9 protein-coding genes are annotated in these 13,974 nt (G+C 68.3%); all 9 read left to right on the forward strand.

Annotated features, from left to right (window positions below):
• The first annotated feature begins 143 nt into the window (after positions 1-143).
• Positions 144-2,042, forward strand: coding sequence for a type IV pili methyl-accepting chemotaxis transducer N-terminal domain-containing protein (locus tag DACI_RS05605; protein WP_012203036.1), 1,899 nt, complete (start codon positions 144-146; stop codon positions 2,040-2,042).
• Between the two features lie 28 nt (positions 2,043-2,070).
• Positions 2,071-2,742: a response regulator gene (locus tag DACI_RS05610; RefSeq protein ID WP_012203037.1), complete on the forward strand. Its 672-nt coding sequence runs from the start codon at positions 2,071-2,073 to the stop codon at positions 2,740-2,742.
• Positions 2,743-3,167: 425 nt separating this feature from the next.
• The gene (locus DACI_RS05615; protein WP_012203038.1) at positions 3,168-4,490 is read left to right on the forward strand and encodes an MFS transporter; all 1,323 of its coding nucleotides are present in this window, start codon (positions 3,168-3,170) and stop codon (positions 4,488-4,490) included.
• Between the two features lie 16 nt (positions 4,491-4,506).
• On the forward strand, positions 4,507-5,967 hold the full coding sequence (locus DACI_RS05620; RefSeq protein WP_012203039.1) for an MFS transporter: 1,461 nt from the start codon (positions 4,507-4,509) through the stop codon (positions 5,965-5,967).
• A gap of 67 nt (positions 5,968-6,034) precedes the next feature.
• The gene (locus DACI_RS05625; protein WP_012203040.1) at positions 6,035-9,874 is read left to right on the forward strand and encodes a nitrate reductase subunit alpha; all 3,840 of its coding nucleotides are present in this window, start codon (positions 6,035-6,037) and stop codon (positions 9,872-9,874) included.
• Between the two features lie 177 nt (positions 9,875-10,051).
• Positions 10,052-11,593, forward strand: a complete 1,542-nt coding sequence (gene narH, locus DACI_RS05630) for a nitrate reductase subunit beta (RefSeq protein ID WP_012203041.1) — start codon at positions 10,052-10,054, stop codon at positions 11,591-11,593.
• A gap of 11 nt (positions 11,594-11,604) precedes the next feature.
• Entirely contained in the window at positions 11,605-12,318 is a 714-nt protein-coding gene (gene narJ / locus DACI_RS05635; protein WP_012203042.1) for a nitrate reductase molybdenum cofactor assembly chaperone, read from the forward strand.
• The gene (gene narI, locus DACI_RS05640; RefSeq protein ID WP_012203043.1) at positions 12,315-13,052 is read left to right on the forward strand and encodes a respiratory nitrate reductase subunit gamma; all 738 of its coding nucleotides are present in this window, start codon (positions 12,315-12,317) and stop codon (positions 13,050-13,052) included. Before narJ ends, narI begins: the two co-directional genes overlap by 4 nt.
• A gap of 91 nt (positions 13,053-13,143) precedes the next feature.
• Positions 13,144-13,965: a peptidylprolyl isomerase gene (locus DACI_RS05645; protein ID WP_043780720.1), complete on the forward strand. Its 822-nt coding sequence runs from the start codon at positions 13,144-13,146 to the stop codon at positions 13,963-13,965.
• Positions 13,966-13,974 lie beyond the last annotated feature (9 nt).

A 13,974-nucleotide genomic window follows, 5' to 3' on the forward strand; every position in this document is an offset into this window, starting at 1 on the left:
GGCCTCGCCCGGGGGCCCCATAGGCCCTGTGGGCATTGGGGGCAGTTGAAAGGATCCTGGGAATCGGGGCGGGGGCACGGCGCAAACGGGCGGCGCTTGATTCAGGTCAAGACGCGCAAACGTGCCGTGGCTACAGTGCAGCCATGCATGGCAAGCCCTCGCTTTCGACCAAGCTGCTGCTCATGGGCGCGGCCTGCCTGCTCGCGGCCGTGGCATCGATCGGTTTCACGCTGTGGGTGGCCTGGCAGCTGGAAGGCGGTGCGGCGGCGGTGAACGAGGCCGGGCGGCTGCGCATGAGCATGGTGCGCATGGCCATGGCGCGCCAGAACGAGGCGCCAGCGCAGTGGCAGGAGCGCGCACGGCAGTTCGACGCCAGCCTGGACCTGCTGCGCAGCGGCGACATGTCGCGCCCGCTGTTCGTGCCCTGGAGCGATGCGGTCAGCGCGCGCTACGAGCGCATACGCGGCGACTGGAGTGCGCTGCGCACGCAGTGGCAGGCCGAGGACCATGTCGATGCGCAGGCCATCATGGGCAGCGCCGATGCCTTCGTGCGCGAGGTGGACGGCTTTGTCGAGGCCATCGAGGACCGGCTCTCGCGCTGGACGGCCATCCTGCACCTGTTTCAGATGTGTCTGATGGCGCTGGCCATCATCGCGGCCGTGAGTTTCATGGCCACCAGCTACTGGCTGGTGCTGCATCCCGTGGGCCAGCTGCGCTCGGCGCTGGAGCGCATGCGCCGCGGACACCTGGACACGCGCATGAGCGTGGAGGTGGACGACGAGTTCGGCCAGCTGGCCGCAGGCTTCAACCTCATGGCCCAGTCGCTGCAAAGCTCGCACGCCGAGCTGGAGGACAAGGTGCGCGAGAAGACCGCCAGCCTCAACGTGCAGCACCAGCAGCTGCAGGCGCTGTACGCGGTCAGCGTGCAGGCGTCGGAGGCCGCCAGCCTGCAGTCCCTGGCCGAAGGCTTTGTGCGCCAGGTCCGCCTGGCGGCCCAGGCCGATGCGGCCACGGTGCGCTGGTCCGACGAGGCCAACGAGCGCTATGTGCTGCTGGCCGGCGACGGCCTGCCCCAGTCCATGTCGGTGCAGGAGCACTGCCTGCACACGGGCGCCTGCCTGTGCGGCCAGCCGCGCGAGCAGGCGCGGCTGCGCGTGATCCCCATCACGCCGGCCAGCGACCTGCAGCTGCCCCACTGCCGCGAGGCCGGCTTCGAGACCGTGGTCAGCATCCCCGTGCAACTGCAGCAACGCCTGCTGGGCGAGGTCAACCTGTTCTTTCGCTCCACCGTGGTGCTCACGGACGACATGCGCGACCTGCTGTCCGCCATGGCGCGCCACCTGGCCAGCGCCATGGAAAGCCTGCGCGCCACGGCGCTGGAGCGCGAGGCCGCCGTGGCCGAGGAGCGCGGCCTGATCGCGCGCGAGCTGCATGACTCCATTGCCCAGTCGCTGGCCTTTCTCAAGATACAGACCCAGCTGCTGCGCGACGCCGTGGCCAAGGGCCGCGACGAGGCGCGCGACCGCAGCCTGGGCGAGCTGGAAGTGGGCGTGCGCGAATGCTATGCCGACGTGCGCGAGCTGCTGGTGCATTTCCGCACGCGCACCAGCGCCGAGGACATCGAGGCCGCGCTGCGCGCCACGCTGTCCAAGTTCGAGCACCAGACGGGCATCGCCACCTCGCTGAGCATGACGGGCCAGGGCCTGCCGCTGGCGCCCGACGTGCAGATCCAGGTGCTGCACATGGTGCAGGAGGCGCTGTCCAACGTGCGCAAGCACGCGGGTGCCAGGCATGTGGAGCTGCGCGTGGGACGCCACCCCTGGCGCTTCGAAGTCTGCGACGACGGCTGCGGCTTCGTCCCCGCCGCCGTTGCGCCGGACTCGCTGCATGTGGGCCTGGGCATCATGCGCGAGCGCGCCCTGCTGGCGCAGGCGCTGGTCCATGTCCACTCCCGCCCCGGCGAGGGCACGCGCGTGCTCATCGAGCTGCCGCCGTCGGCCTCGGCCGGCGCGCCAGCGCAGGCCCTCCCCTCGAACGCGTGACACGCTCCCGGAAGAAAAAAGCCGCCCCATGTCCTTCTCCAGCCCCATCTCCGTCTTCGTCATCGACGACCACACGCTGTTCCGCCGCGGCCTGATCGCCCTCATCGCCCAGGACGCAGGCCTGCGCGTGGTCGGCGAGGCCGGCGACGCGGGCGAGGCCCTGCGCCTGGTGCCCGCGCTGGCGCCCCAGGTCATCCTGTTGGACAACCACCTGCCCGGCGTGCTGGGCGTCGATGCCATCGCGGGCCTGCGCGCGGCCTCGCCCGGCAGCCGCGTCGTGATGCTCACCGTGAGCGAGGACGGCCAGGACCTGGCGGCCGCGCTGCGCAACGGCGCCCAGGGCTATCTGCTCAAGACCATCGACGGCGACCTGCTGTCCGAAGCCCTGCGCCGCGCCGCGCGCGGCGAGCCCGTGGTCAGCCCCGAGATGATGGGCAAGCTGGTGGCGGCCTTCCAGTCCCAGGGCGCGCCCGAGCCCCAGGCGCCCGAGCCGGACGAGGCCCCGGCCTCGCCGCTGTCCCCGCGCGAGGAAGAGGTGCTGGTCCAGATCGCCCGGGGCGCCAGCAACAAGGAAATCGCCCGCACGCTGGACATTGCCGAGACCACGGTCAAGATCCATGTGCAACACATCCTGCGCAAGCTGGGCCTGAGCTCGCGCGTGCAGGCGGCGGTGTATGCGTCGGAGCGGCAGCGGGATTGAAAGGCCCATTGCGGCGGACCGCACGGTGCCCGGCGGCTCGCTTCGGGCCGTGCCGCTGCAGCCGGGCTCTGCCTGTTCCCACCACACCAGAGCGGCGCTTGCGCGCCTGTGGGAGCGCAGTACGAAATCGGCGTTGAGCCGCAACCCCTGAAGTTCAGTTCCCCCTGAGCAACTGCGCCGCTTCCCGTTGTGCGGCGCCCCGCTGCAAGGCGGCTCCTGCCTGACTTTGCAGCGTCGTGTGGCATCTCCGTTTTTCCGTTGGCGGCCGGTGATCTGCTCCTGCGCATGCTTCCCATAGTTCTTTGGAACTAGGCCCGCCTGCGCGCTCCTAGTTCTTCCGCCTTGTCCGAGCGTACGGCTGGCGGATGTGCGGCGCGGCCCTCGCGCGGGACCATGCAAGCCATAGCCCCCACGAGGAAAACAAAATGGCAAACACAGCGCCCACCGCACAGGGCGACCCCCGAAAGAGCACCAGCACAGGCACACGCCACGACCGCCAGGCCTGGTCGGTCCTGGCTGTCAGCACCCTGGCCTTCACGGTCTGCTTCATGGTCTGGATGATGTTCGGCATCATCGGCATCCCCATCAAGAAGATGCTGGATCTGAACGCCACGCAGTTCGGCCTGCTCACGGCCATGCCCGTGCTCACGGGCTCACTGGTGCGCGTGCCGCTGGGCATCTGGACCGACCGCTTCGGCGGGCGCATCGTGATGGCGGTGCTGATGGCCGTCACCGTGCCCGCGATCTGGGTGATGGGCTATGCCACCGAGTACTGGCACTTCCTGACCATCGGCCTGTTCGTGGGCCTGGCGGGCGGCTCGTTCTCGGTGGGCACGCCCTATGTGGCGCGCTGGTTTCCCAAGGAGCGCCAGGGCATGGCCATGGGCATCTACGGCGCGGGCAACTCGGGCGCGGCGGTCAACAAGTTCGTGGCGCCGGTGATCCTGGTGGCCTTCGGCTGGGCCGCCGTGCCGCATGCCTATGCGGCCATCATGCTGGGCGCGCTGGTGCTGTTCTGGCTGTTCAGCCACAGCGACCCGGCCCACCTGGTGCCCAGCAATGTGCGCTTCAGCGACCAGTTGAAGGCGCTCAAGGACCCGCGCGTGCTCAAGTACTGCCAGTACTACAGCATCGTCTTCGGCGGCTATGTGGCGCTGAGCCTGTGGATGGTGCAGTACTACGTGGGCGAGTACGGCCTGGACATCCGCGTGGCGGCGCTGCTGGCGGCCTGCTTTTCACTGCCGGGCGGCGTGCTGCGCGCCATCGGCGGCTGGCTGTCGGACAAGTACGGCGCGCACAGCGTGACCTGGTGGGTGCTGTGGGTGTGCTGGATCTGCCTGTTCCTGCTGTCCTATCCGCAGACCGATTTCACGGTGCTCACCACCGAGGGCAGCACCCGCTTTCACCTGGGCCTGAACGTCTATGCCTTCACCGCGCTGATGTTCGTGCTGGGCATTGCCATGGCCTTCGGCAAGGCCAGCGTCTTCAAGTACATCAGCGACGACTACCCCGGAAACATCGGCGCCATCAGCGGCATCGTGGGCCTGGCCGGCGGCATGGGCGGCTTCATCCTGCCCATCCTGTTCGGCGTGCTGCTGGACTGGACGGGCATCCGCTCCAGCGCCTTCATGCTGCTGTACGGCGTGGTCTGGGTGTCGCTGATCTGGATGTATTTCACCGAGGTGCGCCGCACCGACGTGCTCAACAGCCACGGCGGCCACAGCGATGTGCAGCCGGCCGCGCGCTGAACCGCAGGAGTTGCACATGCATGCGAACACCAAGACCGCCGCAAAGGCATCCGCGCGCAGCCGCCCCGGCAGCGTGCTGACCCTCTGGCGCCCCGAGGACAGGCAGTTCTGGGAGCGCGAGGGCGAGGCCATCGCCAGGATCAATCTCTGGATCTCGGTGCCCGCCCTGTTCCTGGCCTTTGCCATCTGGCAGGTCTGGAGCGTGGTGGCCGTGAACCTGCCCGCGCTGGGCTTCACCTACTCCACCAACCAGCTGTTCTGGCTGGCGGCCGCGCCCGCGCTGTCGGGCGCCACGCTGCGCATCTTCTATTCCTTCATGGTGCCGCTGATGGGCGGGCGCCGCTGGACGGCGCTGTCCACGGCCTCGCTGCTGATCCCGGCCATCGGCATCGGCTACGCGGTGCAGGACGCCAGCACCGGCTATCCGACCATGCTGATCCTGGCCCTGCTGTGCGGCCTGGGCGGGGGCAACTTCAGCTCCAGCATGGCCAACATCAGCTTCTTCTTTCCCAAGGAGCGCAAGGGCTCGGCCCTGGGCGTGAACGCGGGCCTGGGCAACCTGGGCGTGTCGGTGGTGCAGTTCCTGAGCCCGCTGGTGATCACGGCCGGCATCTTCGGCGTCTTCGGCGGCGATGCGCAGACCATCACCAAGGCCGGCGAGACCACCCGGGTGTGGGCGCAGAACGCGGCCTTCATCTGGGTGCCGTGGATCGCCATCGCCTCGCTGGCCGCCTGGTTCGGCATGAACGACATCGCCGATGCCAAGGCCAGCTTCGCGGCCCAGGCCGCCATCTTCCGGCGCAAGCACAACTGGGTGATGTGCCTGCTGTACCTGGGCACCTTCGGCTCGTTCATCGGCTTTGCCGCCGGCTTTCCGCTGCTGATCAAGAGCCAGTTCCCGGCGGTCAACCCGCTGGCCTATGCCTGGCTGGGCCCGCTGCTGGGCGCGCTGTCGCGGCCCTTTGGCGGCTGGCTGGCCGACAAGGCGGGCGGCGCGCGCGTGACGTTCTGGAACTTCCTCGTCATGGCCGTGGCCGTGGTGGGCGTGCTGTATTTCCTGCCCAAGGGCAGCGGCGGCTACGCGCTGGGCTTCGGCCCTGCCGAGGGCAGCTTCATGGGCTTCTTCCTGATGTTCCTGGTGCTGTTCCTGACCACGGGCATCGGCAACGGATCGACCTTCAGCATGATCCCGGCGATTTTCCTGGCCCTCAAGCAGCGCGAACTGGGCGCCCATCCCAGCGAGCAAGCGCAGGCCCATGCCCTCAAGGAGGGCAATACCGAAGGCGCGGCCGCCCTGGGCTTTGCGGGCGCGCTGGGAGCCTACGGCGGCTTCTTCATCCCCAAGAGCTACGGCAGCTCCATCGCCGCCACGGGCGGGCCCGAGCTGGCGCTGTGGGTGTTTGCCGCCTTCTATGTGCTGTGCGTGGGCGTGACCTGGTGGTACTACGCGCGCAGGAACGCCGAGATGCCCTGCTGAGCCCCGGGCTGCAGGCACTACTGCACCGAACAGCAACGCACCGCAACGAACAACAAGGAGTCCCGCGATGAGCCATTTTCTGGACAAGCTTTCCTACTTCTCCCTGCCCCGGCAGGAATTCTCCAACGGCCATGGCCAGGTGACGGGCGAGGACCGCACCTGGGAAGACGCCTACCGCGACCGCTGGGCGCATGACAAGGTGGTGCGCTCCACGCACGGCGTGAACTGCACGGGCTCGTGCTCGTGGAAGATCTACGTCAAGGGCGGCATCGTGACCTGGGAGACCCAGCAGACCGACTACCCGCGCACGCGCGCCGACCTGCCCAACCACGAGCCGCGCGGCTGCGCGCGCGGCGCCAGCTACAGCTGGTATCTGTACAGCGCCAACCGCGTCAAATACCCCATGGTGCGCGGCCGGCTGCTCAAGCACTGGCGCGCCGCCCTGGCCGTGGCCAGGAGCCCGGTCGATGCCTGGGCCGCCATCGTCGAGAACGCGGATGCGCGCAGCGAGTGGCAGAAGCAGCGCGGCCTGGGCGGCTTCGTGCGCAGCAGCTGGGACGAGGTCAACCGCATGATCGCGGCGGCCAACGTCTACACCATCAAGAAGCACGGGCCGGACCGCATCATCGGCTTCTCGCCGATTCCGGCCATGTCCATGATCTCGTATGCCGCAGGCAGCCGCTACCTGAGCCTGATCGGCGGCGTGTGCATGAGCTTCTACGACTGGTACTGCGACCTGCCGCCGGCCAGCCCCCAGACCTGGGGCGAGCAGACCGACGTGCCAGAGAGCGCGGACTGGTACAACTCCAACTTCATCATCGCCTGGGGCTCCAACGTGCCCCAGACGCGCACCCCCGATGCCCACTTCTTCACCGAGGTCCGCTACAAGGGCGCCAAGGTCGTGGCCGTCACGCCCGACTACTCCGAGGTCGCCAAGCTGGCCGACCTGTGGATGCACCCCAAGCAGGGCACGGATGCCGCCGTGGCCATGGCCATGGGCCACGTCATCCTCAAGGAGTTCTACTTCGGCGAGCGCGGCCGCCCGGCCTATTTCGAGGACTATGCGCGCCGCTACACCGACCTGCCGCTGCTGATTCGCCTCAAGCGCCAGCAACTGCCCGATGGCCGCACGGTCCTGGTGCCCGAGCGCTATGTGCGCGCCAGCGACTTCGACGGCCACCTGGGCCAGGACAGCAATCCCGAATGGAAGACCGTGGCCTACGGCGAGGACGGCGGCGTGGCCCTGCCCAACGGCTCCATCGGCTTTCGCTGGGGCGAGGCCGGCCGCGCCGACGAGGGCCTGTGGAACCTCGAATCCAAGGAGGCGCGCACGGGCAATGACGTGCAGCTCAAGCTCTCGGTGCTGGACGGCCAGGGCGTGGACAGTGAAGTGGCCGACGTGGCCTTCCCCTACTTCGGCGGCCTGCAGTCGCCGGGCTTCGACGCCAACGAGCAGGGCACGGATGTGCTGCTGCGCCGCGTGCCTGTCTCGCGCATGGTGCTGGACGGCGAGGAGGCCATCGTGGCCACCGTGTTCGACCTGCTGGCGGGCAACTACGGCATCCACCGCGGCCTGGAAGGCGAGGGCGCTGATGGCGGCTATGACGCCGATGCGCCCTACACCCCGGCCTGGCAGGAAAAGATCACCGGCGTGCCGCGTGACCAGGTGATCGCCATTGCGCGCCAGTTCGCCGACAACGCCGAGAAGACGCGCGGCAAGTCCATGGTCATCATCGGCGCGGCCATGAACCACTGGTACCACTGCGACATGAACTACCGCGGCATCATCAACATGCTGATGCTGTGCGGCTGCATAGGCCAGAGCGGCGGCGGCTGGGCGCACTACGTGGGCCAGGAAAAGCTGCGCCCGCAGACCGGCTGGACCGCGCTGGCCTTTGCGCTGGACTGGCTGCGCCCGCCGCGCCAGATGAACTCCACCAGCTTCTTCTACGCCCACACCGACCAGTGGCGCTACGAGAAGCTGGGTGTGGAAGAGGTGCTGTCCCCGCTGGCCGACCGCAGCCAGTACGGCGGCGCCATGATCGACTACAACGTGCGCGCCGAGCGCATGGGCTGGCTGCCCAGCGCCCCGCAGCTGCAGGCCAACCCGCTGCAGCTGGTGCGCGACGCCCAGGCCCAGGGCCTGGACGTGAAGGACCACGTGGTGCAGTCCCTGCAGGACGGCTCGCTGTCCATGAGCTGCGAGGACCCCGACCACCCGGCCAACTGGCCGCGCAACATGTTCGTGTGGCGCTCCAACATCCTGGGCAGCTCGGGCAAGGGCCACGAGTACTTCCTCAAGCACCTGCTGGGCACCACCCATGGCGTGCAAGGAAAAGACCTTGGAGAACAAGACCCCCCCGATGCGCTGCGCGCCTCCTCCCAGGGGGCGGCCGGCTTGGGGCGGCCCGGCGCCGGCCATTCGGCCAAGCCGCAGGAAGTGCGCTGGCACGACAAGGCGCCCGAAGGCAAGCTGGACCTGCTGGTCACGCTGGACTTCCGCATGAGCACCACCTGCCTGTACTCGGACATCGTCCTGCCCACGGCCACCTGGTATGAGAAGAACGACCTCAACACCAGCGACATGCACCCCTTCATCCATCCGCTGTCGGCGGCCGTGGACCCGGCCTGGCAGGCCAGGAGCGACTGGGAGATCTACAAGGGCTTCGCCAAGTCCTTCAGCGAGGTCTGCGTGGGCCACCTGGGCGTGGAAAAGGACGTGGTGCTCACGCCGCTGATGCACGACACCCCCGCCGAGCTGGCCCAGCCCGATGGCGTGCGCGACTGGAAGAAGGGCGAGTGCGCCCTGATCCCCGGCAAGACCGCGCCGCAGATTGCCGTGGTCGAGCGCGACTATCCCAACCTCTACAAGCGCTTCACGGCCCTGGGCCCGCTGATGGACAGGCTGGGCAACGGCGGCAAGGGCATCGGCTGGAACACCGAGACCGAGGTGGAGCAGCTGGGCGAGCTCAACGGCCTGGTGCGCGAGGAAGGCGTGAGCCAGGGCCGCCCGCGCATCGTCACCGACATCGACGCCACCGAGGTGGTGATGATGCTGGCGCCCGAGACCAACGGCCACGTGGCCGTCAAGGCCTGGGAGGCGCTGTCGAAGCAGACGGGGCGCGAGCACGCCCACCTGGCCCTGCACCGCGAGGACGAGAAGATCCGCTTTCGCGACATCCAGGCCCAGCCGCGCAAGATCATCAGCTCGCCCACCTGGTCGGGCCTGGAAAGCGAGAAGGTCAGCTACAACGCCTGCTACACCAACGTGCATGAGCTGATCCCATGGCGCACCCTCACCGGCCGCCAGCAGTTCTACCAGGACCATCCGTGGATGCGCGACTTCGGCGAAGGCTTCGTCAGCTACCGCCCGCCCGTGCACATGAAGGCGCTGCAGGAAGTGCAGGGCCAAAAGCCCAACGGCCACCCCGAGATCGCGCTGAACTTCATCACGCCGCACCAGAAGTGGGGCATCCACTCCACCTATGGCGACAACCTGATGATGCTCACGCTGGCGCGTGGCGGCCCCATCGTCTGGCTCAGCGAGGACGACGCCAAGAGCGCCGGCATCGCCGACAACGACTGGGTGGAGCTGTACAACGCCAACGGCGCCATCGCGGCGCGGGCCGTGGTCAGCCAGCGCGTCAAGCCGGGCATGGTGATGATGTACCACGCGCAGGAGAAGACCATCAACACGCCGGGCTCGGAGATCACCGGCACGCGCGGCGGCATCCACAACTCGGTCACGCGCATCGTGCTCAAGCCCACCCACATGATCGGCGGCTACGCGCAGTACAGCTACGGCTTCAACTACTACGGAACCATCGGCACCAACCGTGACGAATTTGTCCTGGTGCGCAAGATGCGCCGCATAGATTGGCTGGATGAAGAGGTGAACACCCCCTGAGTCGCTACGCGCCTTCCCCCTCTCTCGCTACGCGGGAGGGGGACGACAGCCTCGCTGCGGGGCGGCCCTTGCTTGCTGTCCCCGATATGGGACCGCTACTCCGCAAAGCCTGCGGTTTCAAGGTGCCACGCGCACCCCTCGAAGAAAACGTGCACACACGTTGAAAGGACAAACACGATGAAAATCCGCGCACAGATCGGCATGGTGCTGAACCTGGACAAGTGCATCGGCTGCCACACCTGCTCCGTCACCTGCAAGAACGTCTGGACCAGCCGCCCCGGCGTCGAATACGCCTGGTTCAACAACGTCGAGACCAAGCCCGGCATCGGCTACCCGCGCGAGTGGGAAAACCAGGCCAAGTGGAACGGCGGCTGGATGCGCCGCACGGACGGCTCCATCGCGCCCCGCCAGGGCGGCAAGTGGAGCCTGTTGATGCGCATCTTCGCCAACCCCAACCTGCCCCAGATCGACGACTACTACGAACCCTTCACCTACGACTACGAGCACCTGCAGTCGGCCAGGGAAAGCAAGGCCGCGCCCACGGCGCGCGCACGCAGCCTGATCTCGGGCCAGCGCATGGAGAAGATCGAATGGGGTCCGAACTGGGAGGAAATCCTGGGCGGCGAATTCAGCAAGCGCAGCCATGACGTGAACTTCGAGCAGATCCAGAAGGACATCTACGGCCAGTTCGAGAACACCTTCATGATGTACCTGCCGCGCCTGTGCGAGCACTGCCTGAACCCGGCCTGCGTGGCGTCCTGCCCCTCGGGCTCGATCTACAAGCGCGAGGAGGACGGCATCGTCCTCATCGACCAGGACAAGTGCCGCGGCTGGCGCATGTGCGTCTCGGGCTGCCCCTACAAGAAGATCTACTACAACTGGCAAAGCGGCAAGGCCGAAAAATGCATCTTCTGCTACCCGCGCATCGAGGCCGGCCAGCCCACCGTCTGCTCCGAAACCTGCGTGGGCCGCATCCGCTACCTGGGCGTGCTGCTGTACGACGCCGACCGCATCGAGGAAGCGGCCAGCGTGGAGCGCGACCGCGATCTCTACCAGGCGCAGCTGGACATCTTCCTGGACCCCAATGACCCCGAGGTCATCCGCCAGGCCCGCATCGACGGCATCCCCGACGCCTGGATCGAGGCTGCCCAGTCCAGCCCCGTCTACAAGATGGCCGTGGACTGGAAGGTGGCCCTGCCGCTGCACCCCGAGTACCGCACCCTGCCCATGGTCTGGTATGTGCCGCCGCTGTCGCCCATCACCTCGGCGGCGAACGCCGGGCATCTCGACAGTGTCGGCCGCAGCCCCATCAATGGCGACCTGCCCGATGTCTCGCAGCTGCGCATCCCCGTGCAGTACCTGGCCAACCTGCTCACCGCCGGCGACACCACGCCCGTGGTGCGCGCGCTCGAGCGCATGCTGGCCATGCGCGCGTACCAGCGCAGCAAGCACGTGGACCAGGAACAGAACCTGGCCGTGCTCCAGTACGCGGGACTGACGGTGGACGAGGTCGAGGACATGTACCAGACCATGGCGATCGCCAACTACGAGGACCGCTTCGTCATCCCCTCGGCCCACCGCGAATACGCCGAAAGCGCGTTCGATTTGCGCGGCGGCTGCGGCTTCTCGTTCGGCAACGGCTGCTCCGACGGCAGCACCGACGCCAGCCTGTTCGGCGGCAAGAAGCCGCGCACCATCCCCATCCGCGCGCAAATGTGAGGACTGCCGCCATGTTCAATCACAACACCTCCTCCCCCGTGCGCCTGACGCTGCGCGCGCTGGCCTGCCTCATCGGCTACCCCGGCGCCGAGCTGCGCGCCCTGCTGCCGGGCCTGATCGACGCCCTGCGCCTGGAGCAATCCGTGGCGCCCGCGCGGCTGCGCGAGTTGCAGCAGCTGGCCGAGCAGCTGCAGGCCATGGACCCCTTCGAGGCCGAGGCCCGCTACGTGGACACCTTCGACCGGGGCCACCAGACCTCGCTGCACCTGTTCGAGCATGTGCACGGCGACTCGGCCGACCGGGGCCCGGCGCTGATCGACCTGCAGCAGACCTACGAGCGCGCGGGCCTGGCCTTCGAGGCCGACGAACTGCCCGACCACCTGGCCGTGGTGCTGGAGTTCGCCTCCACCCAGCCGCCGGCCATCGCCCGTGGATTCCTGGGCGAGATGGCCCACATCCTCAACGCCCTGTTCACGGCGCTGGCGCGGCGCGACAGCCCCTACGCCAGCGTGATCGCGGCCGTGCTGGAGATCACCGGCCACAGGGCCGAGCGCGTGGAAATCCGCCCCGAGCCCGCCATGGACGAGGCCTGGGCCGAACCCGCCGCCTTCGACGGCTGCAGCAGCCAGGGCCAATCGCGCCCCGGCGCCGAGCAGCCCGTGCATTTCGTGCGCCGCACGGCGGCGCCCCAAGCCCAAGGACCCCGCCAAAGGAGCCTGACATGACCCCCTCCTGGATAGACCACCTGCTCTTCGGCCTCTACCCATACATCTGCCTGGCCGTGTTCTTCATCGGCAGCTGGCTGCGCTTCGACCGCGACCAGTACACCTGGAAGAGCGACTCATCGCAGCTGCTGCGCAGCGGCAGCCTGCGCTGGGGCAGCAACCTGTTCCACATCGGCGTGCTGTTCCTGTTCTTCGGCCACACCGTGGGCATGCTCACGCCGCACTTCGTCTACGAGCCCTTCATGGCCGCAGGCGCCAAGCAGCTGCTGGCCATGGTCAGCGGTGGCATCGCGGGCACGCTGGGCTTCATCGGCCTCACCATCTTGCTGCACCGCCGGCTGTCGGACGTGCGCATCCGCGCCCACTCCAGGTTCAGCGACATCGCCATCCTCTGGCTGCTGTGGCTGCAGCTGCTGCTGGGCCTGGCCACCATCCCGCTGTCTGCAAAGCACATGGACGGCTCCATGATGATGGCCCTGGCCGAATGGGCGCAGCGCATCGTCACCTTCCGTGGCGGCGCAGCCGAACTGCTGGCCGAGGCCGGCTGGGTGTTCAAGGCCCACATGTTCCTGGGCATGAGCATCTTCCTGGTCTTCCCCTTCACGCGCCTGGTCCATGTCTGGAGCGGCTTCGGCACCCTGGTCTACCTGCTGCGCCCCTATCAGCTGGTGCGCTCGCGCCGCCTGGGCCTGCCCGCATCGTCGGCACGCCGTGACGCCAAGCCCGGCCATTGAGGAGATCGACATGGAACATGGATGCAACGGATCGGGCGGCGGCCACTGCGGCTGCGCGTCTTCAACCCCTTCTTCTACTTCTTCTGCCCCGATGGGGGATCTCCCGGCGATTCCCGAAGTGCCGGCCTTCCAGCCCGTGGGCGAGGCCGGGGCCGAGGTGGCCCGCATCAACAACACGCCGCTGCACGCACCCGGACAGCGCCCGCCCGAGCGCGAACTGCGCCAGCGCGCCTGCACCGAGCTGCTGCGCCAGGCGGCCCAGCGCGAAGGCCTGCTGGGCGCCGATGATGCGGCCGGCGACGACGGCGTCATCAGCGAGCGCGCCTCCCAGGCCATAGAGCAGCTGCTGGAGCAATCGCTGCACCTGCCCGAGCCCGGCGAGGACGCCTGCCGCCGCCACTTCGATGCCAACCCCGCGCGCTTCGCCCAGGGCGAGCGCGTGCGCCTGCGCCACGTGCTGTTTGCCGTCACGCCCGGCGTGGACGTGCGCGCCCTCACCCAGCGGGCCGAGGCCCTGCTGATCGAGCTGCGCTGCGCCGACGACGCCGGCCTGCGCTTTGCCGAGGCCGCGCGCCAATGGTCCAACTGCCCCAGCGGCCAGCATGGCGGCGAACTGGGCTGGCTGGGCCGCAGCGACTGCGCACCCGAATTCGCGCGCGATGTCTTTGCCTCCCAGGAAATCGGCGTGCTGCCGCGCCTGGTGCACAGCCGCTTCGGCCTGCACGTGGTCGAGGTCTGCGCGCGCGAGGCGGGCGTTCTGCCCGACTGGCAGCAGGCGCGCCCGGCCGTCGCCCAGGCCCTGCACCAGCAGACCTGGGTGAGCGCGCTCCACCAGTACCTGCAACTGCTGGCCGGCCAGTCCGAAGTGGTGGGCGTGCGCATCGCTGCGGCCGACTCGCCGCTGGTGCAATAGCCGGGGAAG

The organism is Delftia acidovorans SPH-1 (genome assembly GCF_000018665.1).
Taxonomy (GTDB): Bacteria; Pseudomonadota; Gammaproteobacteria; order Burkholderiales; family Burkholderiaceae_C; genus Comamonas; species Comamonas acidovorans.